Source organism: Brasilonema angustatum (genome assembly GCF_059505445.1).
The window spans coordinates 38,192-63,983 of the sequence record NZ_JCACKO010000117.1 but is presented as its reverse complement, the minus strand read 5'-3'; the positions used below and the strand labels follow the sequence as shown (position 1 = coordinate 63,983).

At 41.4% G+C, this 25,792-nt stretch carries 21 protein-coding genes; 11 read left to right on the top strand and 10 right to left on the bottom strand.

Features of this window, described 5'->3' with window-relative positions:
- The 3 genes from AC5JM2_RS18925 to AC5JM2_RS18915 form a co-directional block, all read right to left on the bottom strand.
- Nucleotides 1–1,841 (bottom strand): SAV_2336 N-terminal domain-related protein (locus AC5JM2_RS18925; RefSeq protein WP_495836395.1); only part of this gene is annotated, 1,841 nt, incomplete at its 3' end.
- Entirely contained in the window at nt 1,838–2,854 is a 1,017-nt protein-coding gene (locus tag AC5JM2_RS18920; protein ID WP_495836394.1) for an AAA family ATPase, read from the bottom strand. The genes AC5JM2_RS18925 and AC5JM2_RS18920, both read right to left, overlap by 4 nt.
- Nucleotides 2,851–4,266 (bottom strand): VMAP-C domain-containing protein, encoded by a 1,416-nt coding sequence (locus AC5JM2_RS18915; protein WP_495836393.1) that lies wholly within the window; start codon nt 4,264–4,266, stop codon nt 2,851–2,853. The genes AC5JM2_RS18920 and AC5JM2_RS18915 overlap by 4 nt, the downstream gene beginning before the upstream one ends.
- Before the next feature lie 450 nt (nt 4,267–4,716).
- On the opposite strand from AC5JM2_RS18915, the gene AC5JM2_RS18910 reads away from it, so the two are divergent.
- The 3 genes from AC5JM2_RS18910 to AC5JM2_RS18900 all read left to right on the top strand — a co-directional run bounded on the left by AC5JM2_RS18910 (nt 4,717) and on the right by AC5JM2_RS18900 (nt 8,320).
- Nucleotides 4,717–5,220 (top strand): Hsp20/alpha crystallin family protein, encoded by a 504-nt coding sequence (locus AC5JM2_RS18910; RefSeq protein WP_495836392.1) that lies wholly within the window; start codon nt 4,717–4,719, stop codon nt 5,218–5,220.
- Nucleotides 5,221–5,591: 371 nt separating this feature from the next.
- The gene (locus tag AC5JM2_RS18905) at nt 5,592–8,045 is read left to right on the top strand and encodes an NACHT domain-containing protein (protein WP_495836391.1); all 2,454 of its coding nucleotides are present in this window, start codon (nt 5,592–5,594) and stop codon (nt 8,043–8,045) included.
- A gap of 74 nt (nt 8,046–8,119) precedes the next feature.
- Entirely contained in the window at nt 8,120–8,320 is a 201-nt protein-coding gene (locus AC5JM2_RS18900) for a hypothetical protein (protein ID WP_495836390.1), read from the top strand.
- A gap of 16 nt (nt 8,321–8,336) precedes the next feature.
- On the opposite strand, the gene AC5JM2_RS18895 is transcribed toward AC5JM2_RS18900, so the two are convergent.
- Nucleotides 8,337–9,245 carry a CoB--CoM heterodisulfide reductase iron-sulfur subunit B family protein gene (locus tag AC5JM2_RS18895; RefSeq protein WP_495836389.1) on the bottom strand — a complete coding sequence of 303 codons (909 nt, stop codon included), beginning with the start codon at nt 9,243–9,245 and terminating at the stop codon, nt 8,337–8,339.
- 192 nt (nt 9,246–9,437) lie between these two features.
- On the opposite strand from AC5JM2_RS18895, the gene acpP reads away from it, so the two are divergent.
- From acpP to tkt, 4 genes are all read left to right on the top strand, one after another.
- A complete protein-coding gene (gene acpP, locus AC5JM2_RS18890) occupies nt 9,438–9,689 on the top strand; it encodes an acyl carrier protein (RefSeq protein ID WP_495836388.1) in 252 nt (83 codons plus the stop codon).
- Nucleotides 9,690–9,700: 11 nt separating this feature from the next.
- Nucleotides 9,701–9,838: a hypothetical protein gene (locus AC5JM2_RS18885; RefSeq protein ID WP_495836387.1), complete on the top strand. Its 138-nt coding sequence runs from the start codon at nt 9,701–9,703 to the stop codon at nt 9,836–9,838.
- A gap of 473 nt (nt 9,839–10,311) precedes the next feature.
- Nucleotides 10,312–11,562: a beta-ketoacyl-ACP synthase II gene (gene fabF, locus AC5JM2_RS18880; RefSeq protein ID WP_495836538.1), complete on the top strand. Its 1,251-nt coding sequence runs from the start codon at nt 10,312–10,314 to the stop codon at nt 11,560–11,562.
- Nucleotides 11,563–11,907: 345 nt separating this feature from the next.
- Nucleotides 11,908–13,920 carry a transketolase gene (gene tkt / locus AC5JM2_RS18875; RefSeq protein ID WP_495836386.1) on the top strand — a complete coding sequence of 671 codons (2,013 nt, stop codon included), beginning with the start codon at nt 11,908–11,910 and terminating at the stop codon, nt 13,918–13,920.
- Between the two features lie 87 nt (nt 13,921–14,007).
- Here tkt and AC5JM2_RS18870 read toward each other — a convergent pair whose 3' ends face one another.
- The 3 genes from AC5JM2_RS18870 to AC5JM2_RS18860 form a co-directional block, all read right to left on the bottom strand.
- Nucleotides 14,008–16,698, bottom strand: coding sequence for an MHYT domain-containing protein (locus AC5JM2_RS18870; protein WP_495836385.1), 2,691 nt, complete (start codon nt 16,696–16,698; stop codon nt 14,008–14,010).
- 361 nt (nt 16,699–17,059) lie between these two features.
- A complete protein-coding gene (locus AC5JM2_RS18865; RefSeq protein ID WP_495836384.1) occupies nt 17,060–17,713 on the bottom strand; it encodes an OmpA family protein in 654 nt (217 codons plus the stop codon).
- Nucleotides 17,714–17,845: 132 nt separating this feature from the next.
- The gene (locus AC5JM2_RS18860) at nt 17,846–18,628 is read right to left on the bottom strand and encodes an ion transporter (protein ID WP_495836537.1); all 783 of its coding nucleotides are present in this window, start codon (nt 18,626–18,628) and stop codon (nt 17,846–17,848) included.
- A 178-nt stretch (nt 18,629–18,806) separates the two neighbouring features.
- Between AC5JM2_RS18860 and AC5JM2_RS18855 the strand changes: the two genes are divergently transcribed.
- A complete protein-coding gene (locus AC5JM2_RS18855) occupies nt 18,807–19,232 on the top strand; it encodes a nucleoside deaminase (protein WP_495836383.1) in 426 nt (141 codons plus the stop codon).
- A gap of 10 nt (nt 19,233–19,242) precedes the next feature.
- On the opposite strand, the gene AC5JM2_RS18850 is transcribed toward AC5JM2_RS18855, so the two are convergent.
- Together AC5JM2_RS18850 and AC5JM2_RS18845 are read right to left on the bottom strand one after the other, a co-directional pair.
- Nucleotides 19,243–19,905: a response regulator gene (locus AC5JM2_RS18850; protein WP_495836536.1), complete on the bottom strand. Its 663-nt coding sequence runs from the start codon at nt 19,903–19,905 to the stop codon at nt 19,243–19,245.
- A gap of 34 nt (nt 19,906–19,939) precedes the next feature.
- Complete coding sequence (locus AC5JM2_RS18845) at nt 19,940–21,151, bottom strand: sensor histidine kinase (protein WP_495836382.1); 1,212 nt, start codon at nt 21,149–21,151, stop codon at nt 19,940–19,942.
- A 326-nt stretch (nt 21,152–21,477) separates the two neighbouring features.
- Between AC5JM2_RS18845 and AC5JM2_RS18840 the strand changes: the two genes are divergently transcribed.
- On the top strand, nt 21,478–21,921 hold the full coding sequence (locus AC5JM2_RS18840) for a Spy/CpxP family protein refolding chaperone (RefSeq protein ID WP_495836381.1): 444 nt from the start codon (nt 21,478–21,480) through the stop codon (nt 21,919–21,921).
- 682 nt (nt 21,922–22,603) lie between these two features.
- Here AC5JM2_RS18840 and AC5JM2_RS18835 read toward each other — a convergent pair.
- Nucleotides 22,604–22,810, bottom strand: a complete 207-nt coding sequence (locus tag AC5JM2_RS18835) for a hypothetical protein (protein ID WP_495836380.1) — start codon at nt 22,808–22,810, stop codon at nt 22,604–22,606.
- A gap of 385 nt (nt 22,811–23,195) precedes the next feature.
- Here AC5JM2_RS18835 and AC5JM2_RS18830 point away from each other — a divergent pair, with 385 nt between their 5' ends.
- Nucleotides 23,196–23,999: an RNA methyltransferase gene (locus AC5JM2_RS18830; protein WP_495836379.1), complete on the top strand. Its 804-nt coding sequence runs from the start codon at nt 23,196–23,198 to the stop codon at nt 23,997–23,999.
- A gap of 262 nt (nt 24,000–24,261) precedes the next feature.
- On the top strand, nt 24,262–25,792 hold a 1,531-nt coding region (locus tag AC5JM2_RS18825; RefSeq protein ID WP_495836378.1), incomplete at its 3' end, for a serine hydrolase.

Below are 25,792 nucleotides of genomic sequence, written 5' to 3'. Positions count from 1 at the left end.
CCTTGCTTGTACAGCGCTAACCCCTGATTAAAGTGAACGGTTACAATCTCGTCAGCCAAACGCGCATACTCCCCTCCCAATTGTCGTAAAACTTGAGCCTTTAGCTGTGCAAAGGGACGAATCTTTGTTTCCAGAGAATCTTCCCCCTGAGACGCGGGTACAAGTAAACGCGCTTCAAATTCCCGTACTGATAAACCGAGTCGTTTAGCGACAAACTCAGATACGTTATCAATAACTGAAATTGTTTTACTCACTGGGACAGACTCTAGCAGTAATTCCCTTATCCCCTCAACAAATTCATACTCAATATAATCAGCGTTTGTATTTTGGTGAATAGGTGTTAGAGGTTTAAGCAGTCCACTCATAAACACCTCCGCCACATGAATTTGTGATGATTGTGGGAGGAGAGTTTGCTGAATCAGTTGCACGACTGGTAAACTAACAGGTGCAGCTGCCATTAATCCAGCTAACCGACGAGCAAGGGGAGAAGCTGTGGCGCGAAATCGACTGACTAACGCTGCTGGAGTTAGGTTGAGTTGTTTGTGTTCTGTAAATTGTTGAGTGTCGCTGTGTTCAACTCCATCTACAGAGGAAAATTCAGAGGAAAATTTAAACCCTGCTGTTTTTACATTCCCTAAACCTGCTATGACTCGTGACCATAATAGTAAAGGTTCAGGTTCTAGAGTGACAATGGGAACAGGGATAGAATTTTGGATTTTGTTTGCGTCTTTTTGGAGAGTGTTCTCAATTTCATCAGTTATATCGTCATCCCAAGTTTCTACAATCAGCTGAGAATTGAAAACTCCAGGGTTAAGGGAATGCAGTTGAACAGGTATTTCTGAAGCTAAAGCTGTTCGTTCCCAAAGCCGTTCGGGGAGTAATTGCAGAATAGTCATTAAACCCTTACGTCCCCACAACTCTAGCAGTGGATGAATAAACTTGTTTCGCCAAGCAGGAGAAATACAGTCACTCACCAGTAAAATTAAACGCTGTCCCTTGGAGTCAATCAATACTTCAGGACTATAAGGAGTTGAACCATAAGCACCTGTACTATTTTGAGGGAATAATTGTACTTTTGTTTCTGTAATTTTTAATTCCCAAGTTCGCACATCCCGAAATGCACCGTGATATTTTAAGAGGCGTTGGAGTTCGATGATAGTCTGTTTCCAGACAGCAGTTGAACTGCTTTGTTCAACCACCAACGCTAACTCTAACCATCTTTCTGGCGCAGGTTTGAGAACTGGTACCCAAATTTTTTCTTGTGCAATGCGGCAAACGGTTGCTTCCTCATCCAGTATATTTTCTGTAGGAGATGGAATTTTGCGCATTAAAGGACGAAGCGCACGTCCTAAAGCTAGAGAATTTCTTAGTCCTACACCCGCAGGTACTTTGATCGGAATTGCTTCCCGACTTTCTGGAGACTTTGCGGAACTTGGTACAGAAGAGGGAAGAGAAATTTCAGCACCAGGTTCTGTGACTTGAGGTGAAGATGCTATCTCTGGAGTTTCTTGAGTTTGGGTTTGGGGTGGGTTTAATTGTTGGGATTGTTGTTGTAATTGCTGCTGTGATTGTTCAGACTCTTCTATATGAGCGGAACTTGGCACAGAAGAGGGAAGAGAAATTTCAGCACCAGGTTCTGTGACTTGAGGTGAAGATGCTATCTCTGGAGTTTCTTGAGTTTGGGTTTGGGGTGGGTTTAATTGTTGGGATTGTTGTTGTAATTGCTGCTGTGATTGTTCAGACTCTTCTATATGAACCGCCAACCAGATAATTTCTGCTAACTCGCGGGCGGTTAGGTCAAACTCTGCTTGTTGTAGAATGGCGATCGCCCGCGAAATCATATCCCCTCTGTACTACTCAAGTATTGCAGCAACCGTTCGATGAACTTTTCTTTTTTCTGTTCTTTTTCTTGATCATCCCCAGAATCCAGCATCGGAGAATCAGGCAAATCAGCCGTACGGGTTAACATATAAATGGCATTGAGTAATTGGTCTGTTGCCAAGTCTCCCTTATCCCGTCGGTTGACAAACTTCTCAATAACTTTGTCTGCTTGTCCAATAATATCGCCTAAATGCGCTTTGACAATCGCTTCTAATTCATCACGAGTCGGTTCCCGTAAATCTAATCTCAAGCAGCGCCGCAAGAAAGCCGGTGGAAATTCTCGTTCGCCGTTACTCGTGAGGATCACAAACGGAAACGCCTGACACTGCACCTTTCCTTCAACGATGATTGTCCTTTGGTTATCGTAAGTTTGTACAACAATTTCTGGGATTTTGTCAGCTATCCGTGCTAACTCAGGAATTTCAAATTCCCCTTCCTCAAAGATGTTTAATAAATCATTGGGTAAATCAATATCGCTTTTATCCATTTCGTCAATTAATAACACCTTGGGATTTTTTGAAGGAAGTAACGCCGTTCCCAAGGAACCCAATTGAATATACTTGCCAATTTCTGCTAAATTTTTTTTACTATACATGCCCATTATCCCTAAATTATCTTTCTTATCCTGACTCATTTGAGCATCTTGTAACCTACCAATGGCATCATAACGATAAAGTCCTTGCTGTAAAGTCGAGCGAGTCGTAATATTCCAACGCAACACTTCTCCCAGTTGTAATTCTTTAGCCACTGCATAAGCTAAAGTAGTTTTCCCTGTCCCCGGTTTTCCAGTCACTAACAAAGGACGACGTAGATATAAAGCCGCATTGACTAGCTCTATTTCCTCACCCCTCGCCTGATAAGTAATACCTCGTTCTTCTTTGTCAAATCTGCGCCAGTTAGGAGGCTCAGGAAGGCGTTCAATTCCATTGTGGGATTTTTCAGGAGTTCCTCGAAAGATTTTCCAAGATGTCATGATGGCGTTGTATATTCAATCTGAGGTGGCAATATATAAGGATTTTCCCATAGTAAGGACAGATGATGTCCAATGCGCTGCTCAGACTTTTCAGGAAAATCACATAAGCGCTTCCGTTTGACTTGTTCTGGTAGTTCTGTTATTGAACATGTCAAAAGTTCATCAAGTTCAAGTCGATGATTCAAATTTTCTAATTCTTGTCTTAACCATAACGCAATTGGAATTGCGGTTTGATTCATGACTTTAAAAATTTCTTTAGATGGCGGCTTCATCAATTTTAAAGCAACAGCACAATCTAGATTTAATTTATAAAGTAGTTTTTCCCAAGAATAACGATCACCAGAGGTACAACACACAGAGCAGGTGTTTTCAGTGAGTTCCTTTAAAGTCTTCCACTTCTGCACCCAAAGATGTCTGTTAGGATATTTCTTCTCCAGGCGACGACTAGAACGAACAATAACTTTGTATAAACTACCGATAGGAATTGGTAGTTCTTCCTCTTGTTCAATTCTCCAAGTATCAATTGGTTCGTTTAAAAGTTCATAGGGTAAAAAAATCTCAATCGTTGGTTGGCTAGAGAAGTCAGTTAGGTATGAAGTTATTTGGCGAAGATAATCTTCTATTAAAGAAGGAATTTGTTCTAGAGTAAATGTTTCTTGCTCCTGTTCTTGAATTTCTAAAAATTTATAACCTTCTCCTGTCTGATGATTGAATTTATCATTTTCTCCATCAGAGATAAACCAAGCCGAAATAAAATAACGCTTGTTCTGTTGTTTACTTGGGTATAGGTGAACAATTAGGTGATTTGGTATATTCTGTGTTCGTTCGATTGTTGGTGTCTCATCTTTCGGAGTCAGCAACTTATCAAAATTCTTAAAGTACCGCTTGCCTAATTCGTTTAATTTATCTAATTCTTTAGGAGATAGCCTGTTTGCTGCGTCTGTTAAGAAACGAGCTACAAACTGTTCAGTATGGGTGTAGGGATTACTCCCTTGAGGCATATCCTCAAGATTATCTAAAATTTGTTTAAGTTCATCAGTAGTCTCAGTATTTTGATTGTTATCCCAATCTTCAGGACAACAGGCAAGATAAGATTGCTTCATCTGTTTAATATATTTTTCCTTTAAAGGAGCAAGTATTTGAAAAGCATTTATTCTAGTAGATAATTTATGCAACAAGTCATTACCAGGATTTCCCCTACGCGCCCCATCAATTAATTTCTTAATACTACCTTGACTCTCAAAATTTCTTATCAGATCGAAGAGAACATGCTCATAATCTGAATCTTGAGGAACTTCCGACTCATCTATATCAATTTCTTCACGCAGCATAATAATCAATTTGTCTCGCGTAGGGTAAGCAGATTTCAGTGCTTTTCTTATTTTTTTTATCTCATACCCAGACAAATCCATGAGTGACTACCCCATCCCTACCAAAATGACAATTTATAGCTGTTAACTCCATTCAAGTATCTACACCCTGGTTTTATTTGTTTCCGGAGATCAACTTTTATATATTAAGTATAAAATATTTTTATATTGGTTGCTCGGTACGTAAATCAGCCAATAAACCTTGCTTTTTCAGGACTTACGCATTTCAACGTAATTCCGTCCGCAGCGATCGACAGCGTGCGCTTTGCGCTTACGTTGCACTCGCGGCGGACATACCTTGAAATTTTTACGCCGACTTACTAAATCTGTACGATTCCTAAATTTGAAATTTCTTATAATATAAAAATAAAGGCAATCAAGAAAGCTTCACCTTAAACTCAAACGTTTAGATCTTGGTTGTGTATTTGTAGGAAATTCGTGAGTCAACCTTTTGTTCAGGCATAACACTGGTACAAAGGAGGTAATTACAGTATGGCACTAATACGTTGGCGACCATTCCAAGAAATTGAAATTCTGAATCGTCAAATGGATAAAATCTTTGACGACTTTTTCAGTCACAGTCGCGAAATGACAACTACAAGTTGGACTCCAGCAGTTGAACTGAAAGATACAAATGAAAATTTGACCTTACGTGCGGAACTTCCTGGTGTAGAAGGTAAAGATTTGGAAGTTCAAGTCGCACGACAAGCAATTTACATTGCTGGTGAAACTCGTTATGAAAGCACCAATTCACAACGTGGCTACTTCAGATCTGAGTTACGGTATGGAAAGTTTCAACGAACTATTTCGCTACCTGTTCCAGTCAAGAATGAGGAGGTGAAAGCAGAGTTCAAAAATGGTATTTTGACTTTAACACTACCTAAAATAGAAGAAGCCAGGTTCAAAGTTGTGAAACTCAACTTCACTGATGACAATAAGGTGCTAACTGATTCTGGCTCTGGGACAGTCGTTGATCTCTCGGTTCAAAAAACTTAGGTTAACTGACCATAATAGATATTAAATAACGAATCCCCCATGAAGAGTGTCCGGATCTACGCATTTCATGGGGAATATCTATAATATTGAAGCTTGGTTTTGAAACTCTTTTTTTTATAGCTCGTTTTTGCAAGCTTTCTTAACATAGCCTTAAGTTTTCTCACTATCGCGTCAACGAATTTTTAGCTAAATACTCTACGCTTAGCTTGATGTATTAATTAAGTTATGGAAAGAAAACAATCTTAAAATAAATATTTATACTTCGTTTTTCTGGAATGATTAAAAAATTTATGTAATATACATATGATTAATGATAGCTACATTGCGATTAGTAGAAAAACAGTAATCTAAATCTGGCTCAACAAAAAACTATGACTGAAAATACTATAATAACAAACGTCTTGGAAGAAGTGAATGCTCAACTGGTAGTTGGAAATTGGATCATAAAGATGAATTCACCTCAGGGTGCTAGTGTAAATATAGCAACTGAGGAAGACAAACCGACTTTGCGCTTGCATTCCACCCCATTGATACTTCAGCAACCCTCAGATAATTTTCTGGATCGACAAGAATTAGTCAAAGAAGCTATTGCTACCTTTCAAGCTGGGCAATCAGTGGAATTTTACAGTCCATCTGGTTTTGGGAAAACAGTTTTATTACGCCACTTAGAGCACAACCCTCAAGTCAAATCACTTTTCGCTGCTGGTGTCATTAGCTTATCTCCTCTCCATCCAAATGTAGGAGATTTACTTCAGTTCATATGGGATGCTTTTTATGAAAGCAACATTCCTTATAAACCAACTCCTCAGCAAATTTGTCAACAACTTCACACAAAACAGGCTCTTGTCGTCTTAGATAATGATCCACTTATTCAAGACGAATTGCAAGAACTGATAAATGTAGTGCCCAACTGCACCTTCCTGGTTGCTTCATCAACGAGTCGCATCAAGAAAAAGGGGCATTCGATGAAGCTTTCTGGACTTCCCATGAATGATGCTCTGGTTTTGATGCAAAGGGAACTGCAACGTCCTTTGAATATAGAAGAACAAGAGAAAGCAAAATCGCTATATAAGATTTTAGATGGGCAGCCAATGCGCCTGCGGATAGTGATGGCGAGTATACACCAACAAAGGCGTTCGCTTTCCGAAGTCGTTAGTCAATTGCCTACCTCTGCTTCAAGCAACTATCTACTTCAACAAATAATAACATCGTTATCAACATCAGAAAAAACAATTCTGGAGTTGTTAAGTATTATGGGTGATGTTGGGCTTGATCATCAAAAAATTACTGACATCACACAAATTTCAGATGCTTTTGATAGACTCGAAAAACTACGCAAGCATCATCTTGTGCAGCTTGATGGCTCTCGATATAAAATCACTAAGACTATAGTAGAGATTTTACCGCCAGAATCGAAGTTGACAGCATCTGTAGAAAAAGCGATCGCCTACTTTGTAAATTGGACTGAACGCCACCAACAGCAACCCAATATCTTATTAGCAGAAATTGATGCGATCGCGCAAATCTTGGAAGTCGCAGTCAGAAATAGTCGTTGGCAAGATATCTTACGCTTGGTAAAAGTAGTGGAAGGTACACTCGCTTTAAGTAAGCGATGGGGTTTGTGGGAACAAGTACTCCAAAGGGGACTACAAGCATCTCAAGCCGAAAAAGATAGATCTGTGCAAGCGTGGATATTGCATCAACTAGGAACTCGTGCTCTTTGTTTGGAAGAAAACAGCACAGCTTTCAATTACCTAACCAAAGCAATACAATTACGAGAATCTCTTGATGATGACATGGGAGTTGCAGCAACTCGCCACAATCTTAAATTGCTCAACCAGTCTTCATCTTCACAAACTCATGCCAGTCAGCAAAAAAATATCGCTACAAATATTCCCGATCCACAAACTCATACCAGTCAGCAAAAAAATATCGCTACAAATATTCCCGATCCACAAACTCATACCAGTCAGCAAAAAAATATCGCTACAAATATTTCCGATCAAATAGTTGCAGAAGAAGATACCAGCTTGCAGCCACCCCCAGCTCCGCACGTGGTGACCAGAATGAATATAGTATCACCAGATAATAATTTTCACTCCAACAAAACTGGCTATAAAAACATTTTGGTTTCTTCAACAAAAATTATCACAACTGGAATTTTAGCAGCAGGAGGATTGTTCGCTTTCTTTCATTGGTATCGTGTCACACCCTCACCACCCGCAAAATCCACTTCTAAACCCACAACAACTGTTAAACCCTCATCTGTTCCCAAACAGGAACCCACAGTAACCGCCACACCGCTACCAATTGTCGAACCTCCATCCACAATTATTACTCCGTCCTCACCTGTTCCTACACCAATAATCAAAGTCAGTCCACCAATCACACCAGATCTAAAAGACGAACAGCCAGTAATTCCCAAACGCCAGAAGTCAAAAATAAAGCCAACAACAGCACCCACAAAATCAGATACACCCAGATTCACAAAACCAACAACAGCACCCGCGACATCAGATGCACCCACATTCACAAAACCAACTCCAGACGTAACTACAGTACCAACACCCACACTACAAGCCACGCCTACCCCAACTTTCACGCCGTCGGTGACACCCAATGTTGAAAAAAATCAACCAACCGTAGAACCTACGCCTACTCCGACTTTTACACCAATTCCAACTCCAACACCGACATCACAAGTCGAAGCCATACCGACTCCAGCAGTGACAATAACACCAACACCAATTCCGCAAGCAGCAAAATCAATGATTGAGAACAACACAGAACTCAAGACGGAGAAGACACCTAGCGCGAGTCAGTAGCTGTTTGAAAAACCAAGAGCAATTTCGCGTATTAAAAGCTTATCAGTTCTGAGTTTTAGACTTTTGTCGCCTTCATGGCATCCGCGCACTTGCTAAAATTTATAAAAATATCAGGCGATCGCCGTAAGACGGGTGCTCCGCACTATCGCGTGCGTCGCGCTTTGCAGCATCGCTTTTTGCCTTGGCTAAAGTTGAAAGTTTCCACAAAGGCGCAAGGGGAACGCTGTAATCGTCATCCCCCTGACAACCTCGCCCGCCACATGGCGGACTCTTGAATTGGGCCGAATCAGGTTAATTGAATCCTAATTTTTCCAAAACTGGTTTGGTGGAAACAATATGCCGATCTAAACCAAGTTCCTTAGGACTGACACCAACTGCTAAAGCAATCAGCTGGGGTAAATGTAGTATTGGTAAACCGAGTTCCCGTCCGATGACTTTTTCCACCTCTTTTTGACGAGAATCCAAATTCAGGTGACAAAGAGGACAAGGTGTCACTATACAATCTGCACCAGCTTCTATGGCTTCTTGAATATGCATTCCAGCCATTTGAAAAGATTGAGTCGTGGCATAACTAGAAAGAGGCCAACCGCAACATTGCGTACGACCTCTGTAATAAATAGGTTCTGCTCCCACCGTACGAAAGACATTTTCCATCGCCTTTGGTTGGAAGGGATCATCATAAGGCATGGATTTTTGGGCACGCAGGAGATAACAGCCATAAAAAGCTGCACACTTTAATCCAGTTAGCTTACGATTGACACGTTTTTGAATTTCTTCTAAACCGTAGTCGGTTACTAAAGCATAAAGGAGATGTTTGACCTCTGTGGTTCCTCGATAAGGTGAACAGCCTTCTTTTTGCAACAAGCCGTTCACTTGTTCAAGGTATGCTGGATTTGTTTTTTTGCATTGTTTAAGGTGTTCGTCAACATGACCAATAACACCCTGACAAGTACTGCAATGAGTTAGCAGTGGTAGATTTAACTCTTCTGCTAAAGCAATGTTCCGTGCATTAACCGTATCTTCCAACATTTGGGAATCTTCTTTAAACGTACCGGAACCACAGCAAGCAGCTTTTTTGAGTTCAATGAGTTCGATATCTAGGGCTTGGGTTAGGGCAACAGTTGATTGATGAAGTTCCCGGCAAGCTCCTTGGGCAACACAACCTGGAAAGTATGCGTATTTCAATGTATGGGTTAGCATAGTATCTTAGTTACTCAATAACTGTTTTATCATTACTTGACTTGTTTATTTTGAGGAAGCGCCCTTAGATTTTCACCAAAGAAAATCTCTTAACAGTGTACGGGTGCTCGCGCTTTCCGATAAGATGAATATGCCCAAAAATATATCCCCCATAAACAGCGGATTCTAGCAACTGGTTGAGGAATAGTATCTATGAGCCAAGCAGAAACATTTGAAAAGGTCAAAAAAATTGTTGTCGATCAACTGAGTGTTAAGTCCTCAGAAGTAACACCAGAAGCCAGTTTCGCCAACGATTTAGGAGCTGACTCCCTTGATACGGTTGAACTTGTTATGGCTTTGGAAGAAGAGTTTGACATCGAAATTCCTGATGAAGCCGCCGAAAAAATTACAACTGTAAAAGAGGCTGTGGACTACATTGACCAGAAAGTTGCCACATCAGCCTAAAAAATTGCTGAGTGCTGAGTGCTATTGAGGCTACGGGCACTTTGACGGGAGTTGCTATCTCCTCCAAAGGACAGTCTCCAGCAGAGTGTGCCCAAAAGCGTAAACTCCAGGAGGGTAACCGAAGGCAGGCGACTGGCATTGCTGAGTAAAAAGTCAGGAGTGAAGAGTCAAGAGCTTGAATAAGTAGCAATTCTTACTTGTTAGAATGTTCGAGAGTTAGTCAAAATGGCGAAAAATAAACCAACTAACACCAAATTACTCGTTGAAAACGACGAAGTTGTTGTACGTAGGTTTACGATGCAAAAGTGTGATATATAGTACTTTTAGATCTATCTGCCTTGGCAAAAGCACCGAAGTAGACCAAGTAGTTGTTTGGTACAACTATGGAGAAGTTCTATGTAGCAATGACTAATCTCGTTCTCCCTTTGTCCTTCTTGAGAACTCACCAACTCACCCATAGGGTATGCGCAAAACGCACGCCAAAGGTGTACGCCAGGTGCGACAACGGGAGCCAGCGCTGCCTCACCCCAGCACTGTCCTCCCCAAGGGCGCACTAACTCACCAACTCATTGCTCAGCACTGTTTTGTTCTGCCTGCATCAATAGCCATCATAACTATCGACATGACTGATTTTATACGTAAACGCGTTGTTGTTACTGGTGTTGGCGCGCTTACACCGATTGGTAATACACCAGCCGAATATTGGGAAGGATTGATCAGCGGACGCAATGGGATTGGTGAAATCACCTTGTTTGATGCGTCTCGTCACGATTGTCGCATTGCTGGTGAGGTAAAAAACTTCGATCCACATGAATACATGGAGCGCAAAGAAGCCAAACGCATGGATCGGTTTGCCCAATTTGGCGTCTCGGCAGCAAGTCAGGCTGTAGCAGACGCGCAGTTAGTCATCAACGACTTAAACGCAGAACAAATTGGCGTTATTATTGGTTCTGGCGTTGGTGGCATTAAGGTTTTAGAAGACCAGCAAACAATTTACCTGAATCGTGGCCCGGATCGCTGTAGTCCTTTTATGATACCGATGATGATAGCCAATATGGCAGCGGGATTGACAGCAATTCATACTGGTGCTAAAGGACCAAATTCCTGCTCGGTAACTGCCTGTGCTGCCGGCTCAAACGCTATCGGGGAAGCTTTTCGCCTCATACAAGGGGGATATGCCCAAGCGATGATTTGTGGAGGATGTGAGGCGGCAATTACACCCTTATCTTTAGCTGGATTTGCTTCAGCTAGAACACTTTCAACTCGGAACAATGACCCCGCTCATGCAAGCCGCCCATTTGATAAAGACCGTGACGGATTTGTTATGGGTGAAGGTGCAGGCATCTTAATTTTAGAAGAATTGCAGCATGCTTTGAGTCGCAAAGCCAGAATTTATGCAGAAATTATTGGCTATGGTATGACTTGCGACGCTTACCACATGACCTCTCCAGTACCGGGAGGCGAAGGTGCAGCAAGAGCGATCCAACTAGCACTAAAAGACGCTGGTATACTACCAGAACAGGTGAGCTACATTAATGCACATGGTACCAGTACGCCAGTGAATGATCCGACGGAAACTGCTGCAATGAGAAAAGCTTTAGGTGAATATGCTTATAAGATAGCAGTTAGCTCCACCAAATCAATGACAGGTCATTTGTTGGGTGGTTCTGGTGGAATTGAAGCAGTAGCAACTGTACTGGCGATCGCCAATGACCGGATTCCACCGACAATTAATTTGGAAAACCCAGATCCTGAGTGTGACTTGGATTACGTCCCCAACACCAGCCGGGAAGCAAAAGTCGAAGTGGCACTATCCAATTCTTTCGGTTTTGGTGGTCATAATGTGACACTAGCCTTTAAGAAGTATGTCTAGGGTGGGAAATTTGAGATGCGTGGATTTGACCTAAAAGCATGAAACTCAAGCATTGTCTGTATTGAGATGTTGGGCAGAAATCTTGGTAATTCAGTGGGTTCAGCAACCGATAATAGAAGATATCCCCCATAAAATGAATCCAAAATTTTCATCAAAAATCCCAAGATCTGCCGCTTGTCGGTCAACAAGCACCAATGGGATGATGAGGATACTGCCGGGGATCTTTCAAACAGTGAACAGTTAACAGTGAACAGTGAACAGTGAAAACTGGTAACTAGTAACTGATAAACAACTCCCCTGGTGATGCTCAAAGACTGCTAACCCGTCGTAGAGAACAATCTGATTATGGCTGTTGCAACCCAAACCCTCGAAGAACTTTGTATTAACTCGATCCGCTTTCTGGCAATTGATGCTGTAGAGAAGGCAAAGTCTGGTCACCCAGGACTGCCAATGGGCGCTGCGCCAATGGCATTTGTGCTGTGGAATAGCTTTTTGCGGTTTAACCCCAAAAATCCCAAGTGGTTCAACCGCGATCGCTTTGTTCTGTCTGCCGGTCACGGCTCAATGTTGCAGTATGCCCTGCTGTATTTGACTGGTTACGACAGCGTGACCATTGAGGACATCAAGCAATTCCGTCAGTGGGAATCCAAAACCCCCGGACACCCAGAAAACTTCATGACTGCTGGTGTAGAAGTGACTACCGGACCCTTGGGGCAAGGAATTGCCAATGGAGTCGGTTTGGCAATGGCTGAAGCACATCTAGCCGCAAAGTTCAATAAACCCGATGCCAAGATTGTTGACCATTACACCTACGTGATTTTAGGTGATGGCTGCAACATGGAAGGCGTTTCTGGTGAAGCTTGTTCTTACGCGGGACACCTGGGATTAGGCAAACTCATCGCTCTGTACGACGACAACCACATCTCCATCGATGGTTCTACAGATATAGCATTCACCGAAGATGTTTCCAAGCGCTTTGAAGCTTACGGTTGGCACGTGCAGCACGTTGCAGAAGGTAACAGTGATTTGGAAGGTCTTGCTAAAGCTATTGAAGCTGCCAAAGGTGTTACTGACAAACCTTCTTTCATTAAAGTCACCACCACCATCGGTTACGGTTCGCCCAACAAAGCAAACACAGCTGGCGTTCACGGGTCTGCCCTTGGTGGAGACGAAGTTAAACTCACCCGCAAAAACTTGGGTTGGGAATACGAGCCTTTTGTAGTACCAGAAGATGCTCTTAAGCACTGGCGCAAAGCTGTTGAGCGCGGGGCAAACCTGGAGGAAGAATGGAACAAAGTTTTCAGCGACTACAAAGGCAAATATTCCCAAGAAGCTGCTGAATTTGAGCGGTACCTCAGCGGCAAATTGCCTGATGGTTGGGATAAAGTACTACCTACCTATACCCCAGAAGACAAAGGACTGGCTACCCGCAAACACTCGGAAACTTGCCTCAACAAACTGGGGGCGGTTTTACCTGAGCTGATTGGTGGTTCGGCTGACCTGACTCACTCCAACCTGACTGAACTCAAGGACTCCGACGAATTTCAGAAAGGGCAATACCAAAACCGCAACATCCACTTTGGTGTGCGGGAACACGGTATGGGCGCAATCTGTAATGGTATCGCGCTGGATCAATCTGGATTAATTCCTTACGGCGCTACCTTCTTGATCTTCACAGATTATATGCGTGCTGCCATCCGCTTATCCGCTTTATCCCAAGCAGGCGTGATTTGGGTGATGACTCACGATTCGATTGGACAAGGTGAAGATGGTCCAACGCACCAACCAATTGAAACTCTGGCTTCTTTGCGAGCGATTCCTAACCTAACGGTAATTCGCCCCGCAGACGGAAACGAAACCTCTGGCGCTTACAAAGTGGCGATCGAGAGTGCCAAGCAAAACAACCCCACCCTGTTAGCATTCACCCGTCAAAATGTCCCCAACTTGGCAGGTACTTCGATTGAGGGCGTGACGAAGGGTGGATACACAGTGGTAGATTCTGAAGGTACGCCAGATTTGATTTTGATTGGCACTGGTTCAGAATTGAGCCTCTGCGTAACTGCAGCCGAGAAACTCACGGCTGAAGGTAAGAAAGTCCGTGTTGTCTCGTTACCCTCATGGGAACTGTTTGAAGCACAAGATGCAGGTTATAAAGAATCTGTTCTGCCTAAAGCTGTCACCAAGCGTGTGTCTGTAGAAGCTGCTGCCAGTTTCGGTTGGCATAAGTATATTGGCACCGAAGGCGATACTGTTAGCATTGATCGCTTTGGTGCTTCAGCTCCAGGTGCAGTTGCCTTAGAGAAATTCGGCTTCACAGTTGATAATGTATTAGCTAAGGCTAAGGCATTGTTGGGTTAATTAGCAACAGAGTATCTATTCTCTTTCTTTTTGGGTGGGCTTCATTGTCCACCTTTTTTTGTGTGATAAAGTACGAATTCACTTGATTCAACCTACGCGAGTTTGAAACACACTAACTGATGCTTGTAATTGCTGCGCGACTTCTACAGTTTGTTGTAAAGAAGTTGACACAACACCAGATGAATTAGCAGTGTGTTCTGAAGTTTTGGTAATTTCCTTGATCAAAACAGCAACTGCCTGCGAAGTGTCGGCTTGAGACACTGTTGTTTGAGAAATTGACTGAACTAACTCGTCAATTTGACGAGATACTTTTACAATTGTCTCCATGCTTTGCTTGACGTCTTTGACTAGCTCAGCGCTTTCTACCACCTGAGTCGTTCCTTGTTCTATCGCCTGGATAACTGCGTTAGTTTCTAATTGGATATTTTCTGCAATTTGTTCAATTTCTTGAGTTGCTTCGGCTGCCTGTATTGCTAAGCGACCAACTTCGTGAGCCACAACAATAAAGCCCTGAGATTGTTCACCTGCACGCGTCGCTTCAAGACCAGCATTGATAGCTAGTATATTGGTTTGTAATGCAATTTCGTTAATCAAGGTAACAACTTTGGAAATCTCTTGGGATGACTCACCAAAATGTTTTATCCTTTTGGCTGTTTGAGTAATTGTTTTTTGTAAATTAAAGATGCTAGATGCGGTATAGTCCATTGCTTCACCTGCACTCAAAGCAGTCTTGGCAGATGTACGAGCCACTTTTGCTGCTTGAGAAGCATTATTGGCGACTTCTTGAATGGAGAAATTCATTTGATTTACCAACTCAAGGGTGCAGCCAATTTCTTCAGCTTGTTGGAGTGCTTCATCTGCTAAATGACCAATAGCATCAGAGTTTTTCCCCACAGAAACATTGACCTGTATAGCCGCTTGTTTGACTTGAAGGACTAATTGTTGCAAGCTTTCGATAATGGTATTGAAAAAGTTGGCTACTATTCCGATTTCACCGGTTGTCATTTGAGCTCGAACTCTCAGGTCACCTTTGGCTACCTCTTTAACATCATCAATAAGTTCCATAAGCTGACGTTGGAGGAATTCTTTGCTGCGTCTCAATTCTTCTTCCGCCTGTTTGCGTGAGGTAATGTCAGATTGTACCCCAATAAAATTTATCACCTGTCCAGTGACGTCTCGTGCTGGAGAAATACTTAATTCACACCAAAATGGGGTACCGTTCTTACGGTAATTTTTAATCACAACATGACATTCTTGCTCTTGTCGCAATGCATTGCGTATTTGTTCAACACTGTGTGGATTAGTGTCAGGTCCTTGCAAAAATCGGCAGTTGCGTCCTAAAACTTCTTGTGGTGAATAACCGGTCATGGCTTCAAATGCAGGATTGCAAAAGATGATAGGATTGTCTTCCTGACGAGGGTCTGTTATGACAATGGCATTGCTAGCAGCGGCGATCGCACGGTCACGCACCCGCAACACTTCCTGTGCAGTGTTAAGTTCATGCAAAAGATTTCCTTGTTCTAAAGCAAGGCTTACTTGAACAGCTAATTGCCCAAATAAATCAATTTCTAACTGCTGCCAATTCCGAAATTCAGAGCATTGGTGAGCACACAATAAACCTAAAAGCCGATGCTCACTTAAGATAGGTGCAACCAAAATCGCCTTAATTTGAAAGCCTTCAAGAATTTGTCGGTAAGAGTCTGTAAAATTCCCCTGATAAATGTTCTTTGTTACTTGGACTTGACCATCTTTGTACATTTTTATGTCATCTTTGCCAAATGGAGAAAAGACTGTTTTTCCTACAGTTTTTATCCAACCTTTTGCTACTGACTCGGCAATGATGGTACCGCCCCAGTCAGCATTGAAACGATAGATGATAACGCGGTCTGTGTTCAGTGCTTTTTGGATCTCACAAACCGCTGTGTTGAGAATATCCTCTAACTTGAGAGACCGCCGAATCAGCAGGGTAATGTCCATGAAGAGCTGCGATCGTTGAGCTTCTAGCTGTTTGAGTAATAGTGTTTGGGAAACCATTCGCCGCTCCACAAAGGAAGTTAGCAGTGTGAAACTTAGGATAATGATAGTACTAACGCCAATACTTACAGCTAACTCAGATAGGGATACTTGCATGGTTGCGACTGTGCCAGTCACTCTGGTTGGTCTAAAAGAGGCAGCTGCCATCCCTGTGTAATGCATCCCGGAAATTGCAACTGCCATGACGAACGCACTATAAATCTTGCCTCGCCTACCAGTTTTCGCCGTTTGCAAACGCAGTTGGAAAGCAATCCACAGCGCCACAATTGATCCACCGATGGCGATCGCCACAGAAAGCATAAACAGTACTGCATCATACTGAATCGCTGCTTCCATCCGCATTGCTGCCATACCAATGTAGTGCATAGAGGCAATACCAATGCCCATTAACACACCACCACTCACCAATTGCTGCGTACTTAATACTGGGCGACTAGCAAGCAAAAGCGCACCTGCTGAGGCAACAATAGCAGGTAGCACGGAAACCACTACAGTCAACGCGTCATACCCCATCGATATTGGTAAACTGAAGGCAAGCATGGCAACAAAGTGCATTGACCAGATACCAATTCCCATGACAACTGCACCGCCAATTAACCAAGCTAGTCTTGCCTTTGCTTTAGCTACCGTTATTTGCCCAGCCAAATCAATAGCGGTGTACGAAGCAAGCACAGCTATCACAATTGAAAGGGCAACAAGGAATGGATTGTAAATACTACTCATCGCCACATCTGCCTGGAACATCTGGTTAACCTCACTCTGGATCTTCGTGAAATAGCATTTCTTACATGAGTCTTCTTGTCACTTTCATCAAGTCGAGTACACTCATGAATTGAAAAAATCCTGACCACTAAGTTCGGTAGATGCAGTCACTCTTTTGAAAATGGTAGATGCAAAAAGTATTTGTCTGGCTTGTCAGACAGCACGAGGAATTTTATACTAGAAAAACGTACTTTTACAGTTGTCTTAAATAAAACAACCTTACACCCTATTTAGCTATAAAAGTAAAGTACTTAATACAACAACATAACAATTTAAAATTACTAATGTCTACAGTAGTGTTTTTAACCTGCTGATGACTGCTTTTTTGCTTTCTAAAAGTCAGTTATACCTGATGATTTGCTACCTTTTGAATCACAATTTCAATACGACGATTCTTTTGCCGTCCTGCGGGGTTATCCGAACTATCAGATTTTTGATTTGGTGCTACGGGTTGGGCTTGCCCATAACCTTCTTTCGATATCAAAGATATGTCTATGCCACCTTTTTCACTCAGCCACTTTTGTACTGCTGCTACCCATTGCTCTGACAATTTTAAGTTATCATCTTTAGAGCCTTTAGAGTCAGTATGTCCTAGGATTTGTAACCAAGTGTTAGGATAATGATTATTGATTGCCTGACTGACTTGACGCAACATTTTCTCTGCATCTGGGCGAATCGTCTCTTTATTAGAGTCAAATAAAATATCTGCTGGCAGCGTGATAATAGTTAAGTATTGATTTTCTTGAACTTGAATTTGCCCAGATGTAATCTCAGGTAAGTTGACTTCCGGATATGTATCCTTAGAAAACTGAACAATGGGAGTTCGGACTTTGGATAACTCTTGTGCAAGTAATTGCGCGTTGAAAAACTTTGTTTGAGGTTGTTGAACTGTTAAGAAACTTACTTTGGGTTTTGCAGTTGCAGAACATACCAAGTTGTTAGCGATGATCGTCAGGACAATAGATACTAAGCAAACGCTGAAACGGAGTGAGTACATTTCTTTTCGTCATATATTCTCTATTTTGGTAGAATATAATACCTCAAAAAATAAACAAATGCTTCTTTCTTAAGTTAGAGGATTTTTTGTAACTATGGATACTTGGTTTTTGAAGCAAAAATTAATGATAAATTACGAGTTATTTCTCAACTTAGTACCACAAATTTTGCAGAACATAGCATCTGTATCATGGAACGATAAACCGCAGCCAGAACAAATTGTTTCCACTTGATTTGCAGTTTTTACTAATCGCTTTATCAAATCACCTACTTGCCAAGGGATCAGGGCAATACCTGTTAAAATCATTAATACTGTCAACAAACGACCTAGCTCAGAAATTGGAGTCACATCGCCAAAACCAACAGTGGTCATCGTGACTATAGAAAAATAAAAAGCATCCAAAAAAGTCGCAAAATTTTCTGGATTAACAGGATGCTCTACTTGATAAATTAAACCTGAATAGACAAAAATAATGGCAAATAATGTAAATAAGATTCGTGTATAAACTAAACTGTCTTCTGTGCTGAGACCCAAGAAAACTTTTTTATCTATAAATCGAATTAAACGCAAAATCCTGAACCATCGTAGAAGTCGAATAAAGCTGATATCAATACCTCCTAATAAATAGGGTACAATAGCTATTAAGTCAATCAAAGAATAAAAACTAAAAAAGTACTTAATTTTATTCTCCTCGCTCCAAATACGGAGTAAATACTCGGTAATAAAAATCAGTAATACAACTGTATCTAAAAAATCTAAAGTCAGTCGTAAATTATCAGATATGTTATAAGTTTGTGCTACAAAAATAACGGAGGAGAATAAAACTAGACCAGCAATAGTCAAATTCACAAATTTACCTACTGGTGTCTCTAAGTCTTTCAAGTAAAAAGCTGTTTTTTCTCTGTTAAGTAACATAAATTTCATAAGTTACGTATAACAAATTTAGCAAGAGGAAAAATCCACAATTAATTGTGAATCTAAAGACTAGCTTAGCAATAGAAAAACTTTTTTTCAGGATTTATGACTTTAGAACATGTTATCGTAGGATATGCTAAATTCTGGAAAAATCTAATTTTTGAACCCCAAGGTAATTATGAATCCAGAAGATTTTATGCGTTTGGCGTTGGAAGAAGCAAAAAAAGGAGACGCCCCATATGGTGCTGTGATTGTCAAAGATAACCAAGTGGTTGCCCAAGCTCATAATACAGTGAAGCGAGACAACGATCCTTCTGCTCACGCAGAAATTAATGTCATTCGCAGTTTAACCACTCAACTACAAAACCCTTCTTTAGAAGGTTATACCATATATACTACTGGTGAACCTTGTCCGATGTGTGCATCTGCTTGCGTTTGGACAGGTTTATCAGAAATTATATACGGTGCTTCTATTGAAGATTTAGTTTCAGTTAATCAATCTCAAATTAACATATCATCTCAAGAGGTTATCGCTAAGAGTTTTAGAAAAGTCAAGGTCACAAGAGGTGTTTTAAGAGAAGAGTGTATCAACTTATTTAAGTAAAAATAAACTTTTAACTAGGGTGACTTAGATAGGGTAAAAAAGAATTAGCAAAAATTGCAGCTTGGGTGCGATCGCGCAAATCTAAACTATTCAAGATATTTGTGACGTGATTCTTCACTGTCCCTTCAGAAATATAAAGTTGTTGTGCAATTTCTCGGTTACTAGCACCTGTAGCAATCAATCGCAAAACTTCTTTTTCTCTAGGAGTTAGTTCAGCTAAGCTATCTGGTGGAGATGGTGACTTGGTTGGTGTTACACTAGAAAACTGGGCGAAAAGTTTTTTAACTATTCCTGGCCCCAATTGAGTGTATCCTTTGTTAACAGCACGAATAGCAACAGCCAACTCTTCTGAAGGTGTATCTTTTAGCAAATAACCCATCGCTCCATTCTGTAAAGCGGTTTTTACATACTCATCATCATCAAAGGTTGTTAGTACTAAAACTTTAGTTTTGGGAAAACGCTTTTGAATTTCCCGAGTTGCTGCAACACCATCCATAATAGGCATTCTAATATCCATGAGTACCACATCTGGATAGAATTCTTCAACTAAATGAATTGCAATTTCCCCATTTTCTGCCTCTGCGACGATTTCTAAATCTTCTTCTAATTCCAATAATGCTTTTAATCCTTGACGAATTAAACTTTGGTCATCTACAATTAAAACTTTAATCAGATTAGTCATCACTTATTTATTTTCTGTCGTTAAATTAGTTTGTGGTAACTTTAGATAAGGGAATATAAGCTGTCATTTTGCAACCAGAACCAGGAGCACTATTAATATGAAAATGACCATTGAGTGCCAAAGTGCGATCGCGCATACTTTGAAGTCCAAAACCAGTGGTATTTTGTGTTAAATTAAACCCGATGCCATTGTCCTCAACCTTTAAATGCAAACTAGTTTGAGTCGTGATTATTTCCAGTTTAACTTCTGTAGCTTGTGCATACTTACAGATATTTGTAAATGATTCTTGGACAATGCGGTAAACAGCAGTGCTAACTTCAACTGGAATAGGGTGATCTAAGTGAATTTGACAAATTAGTGTTATACCAGTTGAACGTTGAACATTTTCTACAAGTCCGGCGATCGCCTCTTCCAAAGATTGCTCATGCAAGGGATGAGAACGCATCGTAGACACTGATTGACGGACATCTTGTAATGCTTTAGAACCTAACTCTTTTGCTCTTCCTAAAAAAGTTTGTGCTTTGGTTGGATTCGATTCCAAAAGTTTTAATGCAGTTTCTAATTGTAAATTCAAAGCTGTCAGAGAATGTCCTAAAGAATCATGTATTTCGCGAGCAATTCGGTTGCGTTCTTCAAGAGTAGCTTGATTTTCAATTTGCAAAGCATATTGACGCAGTTTATCATTGGCAATGGCTAGTTTTTCTCTACTTTCTCGCTCAGATAAAACTGTATTCATTAATAGTAAAACAAATAATAACGCTAAGACGAATACTAAGACAAAACTGAGAGTGAAAAACCAAAAACGCTCTTGCATTCCTGGGAGAAATTTTATTTTTGTAAATCGACTTGTTAGTGTTAGTAAAAATAAAATAAATGATAAAGCTGTGATGATTAAACGACTTGGTAACTGAAAAATTAAACAACTGCGAGTTACTAAAATGATGTCAAGAAAAGCAAAAATTCTATCACCCTTAACTCCCCAAAAACCAGTTACCAAAATTAGAGATATTTCCAGTGCGGTATAAATGACTTTACTTATATGGTTACGAGTTGGTAATCTCAAACCCATCAATCCAAAAAGCACCAGACTACAAATAGTCAGTTCAGGAAAGCTGGTTTGATGTCGATCTGGGTGAGATGGTAGAGCTGCTGTAAAAGCAGCAAACGCTAGCAATACCCACTCCAAATATAGTAGAAACCGGAAAGGATGATTGTAAAATTGAATCGAACGGCTCACAAAAATATACTCAAGAACAACTAGTTTTTATAGTTTTACTATAAATCAACACTATTCATTTAAGGTTTGCTGGTGAAAATTTTAACAGAGAAAGTATTTTCTGTTACCCTTTAACCTTTACTTCGCAAAAGAAAGTTCTGAGTACTTTCTTGGTTACAGAGATAATTTCAGAACAAAAGACTTCATGATTACTTGATGAATTTACTGATTGTATAGATCCATGACTTTAGTCATAGATCTATTCATGACTTTTTCCTCATGTCACTTTTAAAATTGAACTCTTACCATAGTTGTATCAACTAGGAGAAAAGCACAGAAAGACTTGGATGAAACTCAAAAACTTATCACTCATTTGTGGAGCGATCGCCCTCAGTTTAACTACAACTTCCTTCGCCGTCAAAGCAGAAGCAAACTCCTCTTTGCCCTTAGTTGTTGCACAATCTCAGCCAAAAGAAGGAGCTTTCCAACGTTTGGGACTAACGGATCAGCAAAAAACCAAAATCAAAGAAATCCGTAGCAATACCCGCGCTGAAGTTGACAAAATTCTCACCGAACAACAACGGGAACAGTTAAAAACCGCTATGCAAAACCGCCAGGAACGAGGTGGATTTGCTGCTTTAAATCTTTCTGATGATCAGAAAAACCAACTAAAGCAAGTGATGCAGTCACAGAAAACGCAAATGGAAGCAGTCCTAACCCCAGAACAAAAAGAACAACTCCAAAAATACCGCCAGGAAAAGGGTGCTCGTCGTCAGCAACCCAATATGTAGTTTATCACTAGTGTTGTTGATCACAGCTATGTGAGTTTTCACTAGCTGAACAGTCTAAAAATTAAGTCCTATTGAAATCCCCGACAACTCTTACGAAGTCGGGGATCTTGTTTTTTCACGAGTCTCGCCTGCTTAACATTTAAATTTAAGTAGGTGGTTTGAATTCAATATAAAATGTAGTGCGGGCAGGACAGCCCGCGTTGGTAATAAAGTAGGGAGCAAGATGCTCCCACTACCGCTATCTGCGAATTAATTACGTCTACCTACTTAGACTGATAATCTCGCGTGAAAACACAGCGTCTTTGTGTTTTCGAGTGAAGTTGCTTAACAGTTTTCTATCATATAGGAATCCGGTTTGATTCCTGAACAACTCGTCAGGGCAGGGAACAGGGAACAGGGAACAGGGAACAGGGAACAGGGAAAAGCAATAAAGGTATACTGAGTTTTTTTCAAAAATCAAATAGGAGTCCTATAGGTATAGAAGCCCCTATAGTTCTTACTTGGCAAGCTTCCATAATGCAACACTCATAAAAAAAGCTTTGAACACAAGAAAGATGAATAACGTTTTTTCGATAAATAAGCTGTCATCTAAGTTGTTCAGTAAAGTCTCAACTGTAGAGGTAGGTGAAATATCTAAGGCTAATTGTGTTGTGCCGCGTCCTGTAACCAGATATTCTACATATCATCGCCCAAAGGTCTTCAAGCTCTTGATATTAGCCCTGACAACATTAGGAGTCAGTTTTTTAACACCATCTGCGGCTGAGGCACAAAGTGATTCCACTTCTAGTTCTGGTGAGGCAGTGCGTTGGGCGGGTTTCCCGACTTGTAGACGCCGGAGGCGGCTTCCCGCAGGGTAGCAACTGCCGAACCCGAAGGGTGTAGGCAACATTCTCAATTATCCTTATGGGACGCGCGTTCATCAAAATGGTGTCATTAATACACCAAATGGCACTACGATTTCTCCTGCCACAACAATCAATAATGGCGATGGCTCTAGCACTTACTATTATCAGAATGGGACGCGCGTTAATATCAATACTGATAGAGTTAGCCCTAACGGGGCTGTACTCGCACCCGGAAGCTTGAACGGAGGATTGAACCGTCTACCAGAAAACCCAAACAGAGGACTTTTGCTCACGCCACCAAACCCGAATGGAGGATTGAACCGTGCGCCAGAAAACCCAAACAGAGGACTTTTGCTTACGCCACCAAACCCAACAAGATTATGGCGGCAGCCTTCTTTTAAAACCAGGTAAATAACACAGGGGCAGTAAATGGCATTAAATCAGGTGAGAATTATCCTAGTAGAACCAGCAGGACCAATAAATGTCGGGTCGATCGCACGGGTGATGAAAAATTTTGGGTTAAATCATCTCGTGTTGGTTAATCCTCAATGTAAAGCGCTTTCAGGTGAAGCACTTCAAATGGCGGTTCATGCTAAGGATATTTTAGAGTCAGCAGTCTCAGTGACGACGCTACCAGAAGCATTGCAAGGATGTACGCGGGCGATCGCCACCACAGCTCGTGTTCGTCACTGGGACTCCCCCTTAGAAAATCCCTCCACAGCACTACCTTGGTTACTGGATCAACCGCAACAACCAGCCGCGCTCATTTTTGGTAGGGAAGATCGAGGACTGAGTAATGAAGAATTAAATTATGCTCAGCGGTTTATTCGTATTCCTACCAGTTCTAATTACCCATCGTTGAATTTGGCGACTGCTGTGGCTATTTGCTGTTATGAACTAGCAAAAAGTGACACAGAGAATCAAGAGGACACGGTTAGAGAAAACACGGATATAAAGAGTGAAAAATTATCTGCACCTTTAGCTGTGCGTGTTCCTACATCTGTTAACGAGTCTGCACCTTTGAATATACTGGAAGAATACTACCAACAGTTAGAATCACTACTACTCAAGATTGGATATCTTTATCCCCATACAGCAGCTAGCCGTATGGAAACATTTCGGCAAATGTATAATCGCGCTCAATTACAAACTAGAGAAGTTGCTATGTTGCGTGGTATTTTACGACAGGTAGAATGGGCGCTAGAAAACCGGAACAATCATCAAGGCTTTTAACTCATCCTAACTTGTGTACTAACTCATCGTCCAAAAACTTGTCATAATAACTTAAGCTCAACTCAAAAGACTAACTATTATAAGCAAAAATTAATGTAAATAATAAGGTGCCTTAGAGGTAAATTGAAAGAGTGGCTACAAAGTCCGCACACAAAAGACATTTCAATTCCCATCAGGGATTGATCGAAAGTGACTTTAGCCTATAAAGTAAAACCTTTCTAAATGTGTTCTTTATTTTACACTTTTATTGCTACCCTATCTTATGCCAACGAGAACCGTTATTAAAACAGTCTCACGGCGTCCAAAAACCAGCCGCCGTCCGGTTAAGAGCAAAGTTCAAAAGCAGGGGCAAAATAAAGTCGAAGCGACAAAGCAGCAGCAAGCCCCCTACAGCCGAACAATGCCTACACGTATAAAATCGATTCCTCCCCTAATCCCTCTCACTTCGCCCATAAAGCGATCAGGAGTACCACCGACACCAGCCAAACCAACTGCTGCTGCCAAAGGAAGGATTCCACCATACAATCCAAAGAAAGTACAGCCAAAAAATGTGCAAATGCGGAAGCAGCCGTTGCCAAGAAAAGTCAGTGTATCCCGACAAAAAACGCGCTTAAAGCCGATGGCAAGAACATTTTTGTATGCCCTACGGCTGTTAATTGTAGGAGTTGGTATTGGTGCGATCGTAGGTACGGCGTTATCAGTGTTAGATCCTGCAAGTCGCATCACCACATCAAATGGCACATCATCTGATACAACTATTGGGCAGGCACAGCCACAGTTGACCCAAAATCCCTCAGAAGCTGCTTCCGGCTTATTCCTGACCCAGGAAATTTCTTCTTTAAAAACTATAGTACAAAATTTAGCCGCAGCAAACCCTAATCTCACACCAGGAGTTTTCTTGGTAGATTTAGACAGTGGCAATTATATAGATGTGAATGGTTCCTCCACTTTTTCTGCTGCAAGCACAATTAAGATTCCGATTTTGATTGCCTTTTTCCAAGATGTAGATGCTGGAAAAATTAGCCTGGATGAAATACTCACCATGAGCAAGCAAATGGTTGTTGGTGGTTCTGGGGATATGCAGTATAAACCAGCCGGAACTCAGTTTACAATCATAGAAGTGGCGACTAAGATGATGACAATCAGCGACAACACCGCAGCAAACATGCTGATTCATCGCTTAGGTGGTATCGAGACACTGAATCAGCGTTTCCGCAATTGGGGTTTGACAACAACTACAATTCGCAATCCCCTCCCTGATTTGTCAGGGACAAATACCACAAGTCCCAAGGAGTTAGGGAAGCTGATAGGAATGGTGAATAAAGGAAATTTGGTAAGTGTCGCATCGCGCGATCGCATACTAAATATTATGCGTCGCACTGTGAGAAATCAGCTCCTGCCTACTGGTTTAGGATCAGGCGCAACTATTGCCCATAAAACGGGCGATATTGGCACAACCCTTGCAGATGCAGGTTTAGTTGATATGCCGACTGGCAAGCGTTATGTAGTTGCGGTTATGGTACAACGTCCTAATAACGATCCCCGCGCCGAAAAACTCATAATTTCAATTTCTCGTGCGATTTATCAACAATTTAGCCCAACTGCTCCCATACCTCCTAGTTCAGGAAGTACAATTCCTACAACTGGTTATCAATCCCCAGTGACGACTCCACCTGTACCCAACGGCACAGGAAGCACAATTCCTACAACTGGTTACCAATCCCCAGTAACGACTCCGCCTGTACCCAACGGCACAGGAAGCACAATTCCTACAACTGGTTACCAATCCCCAG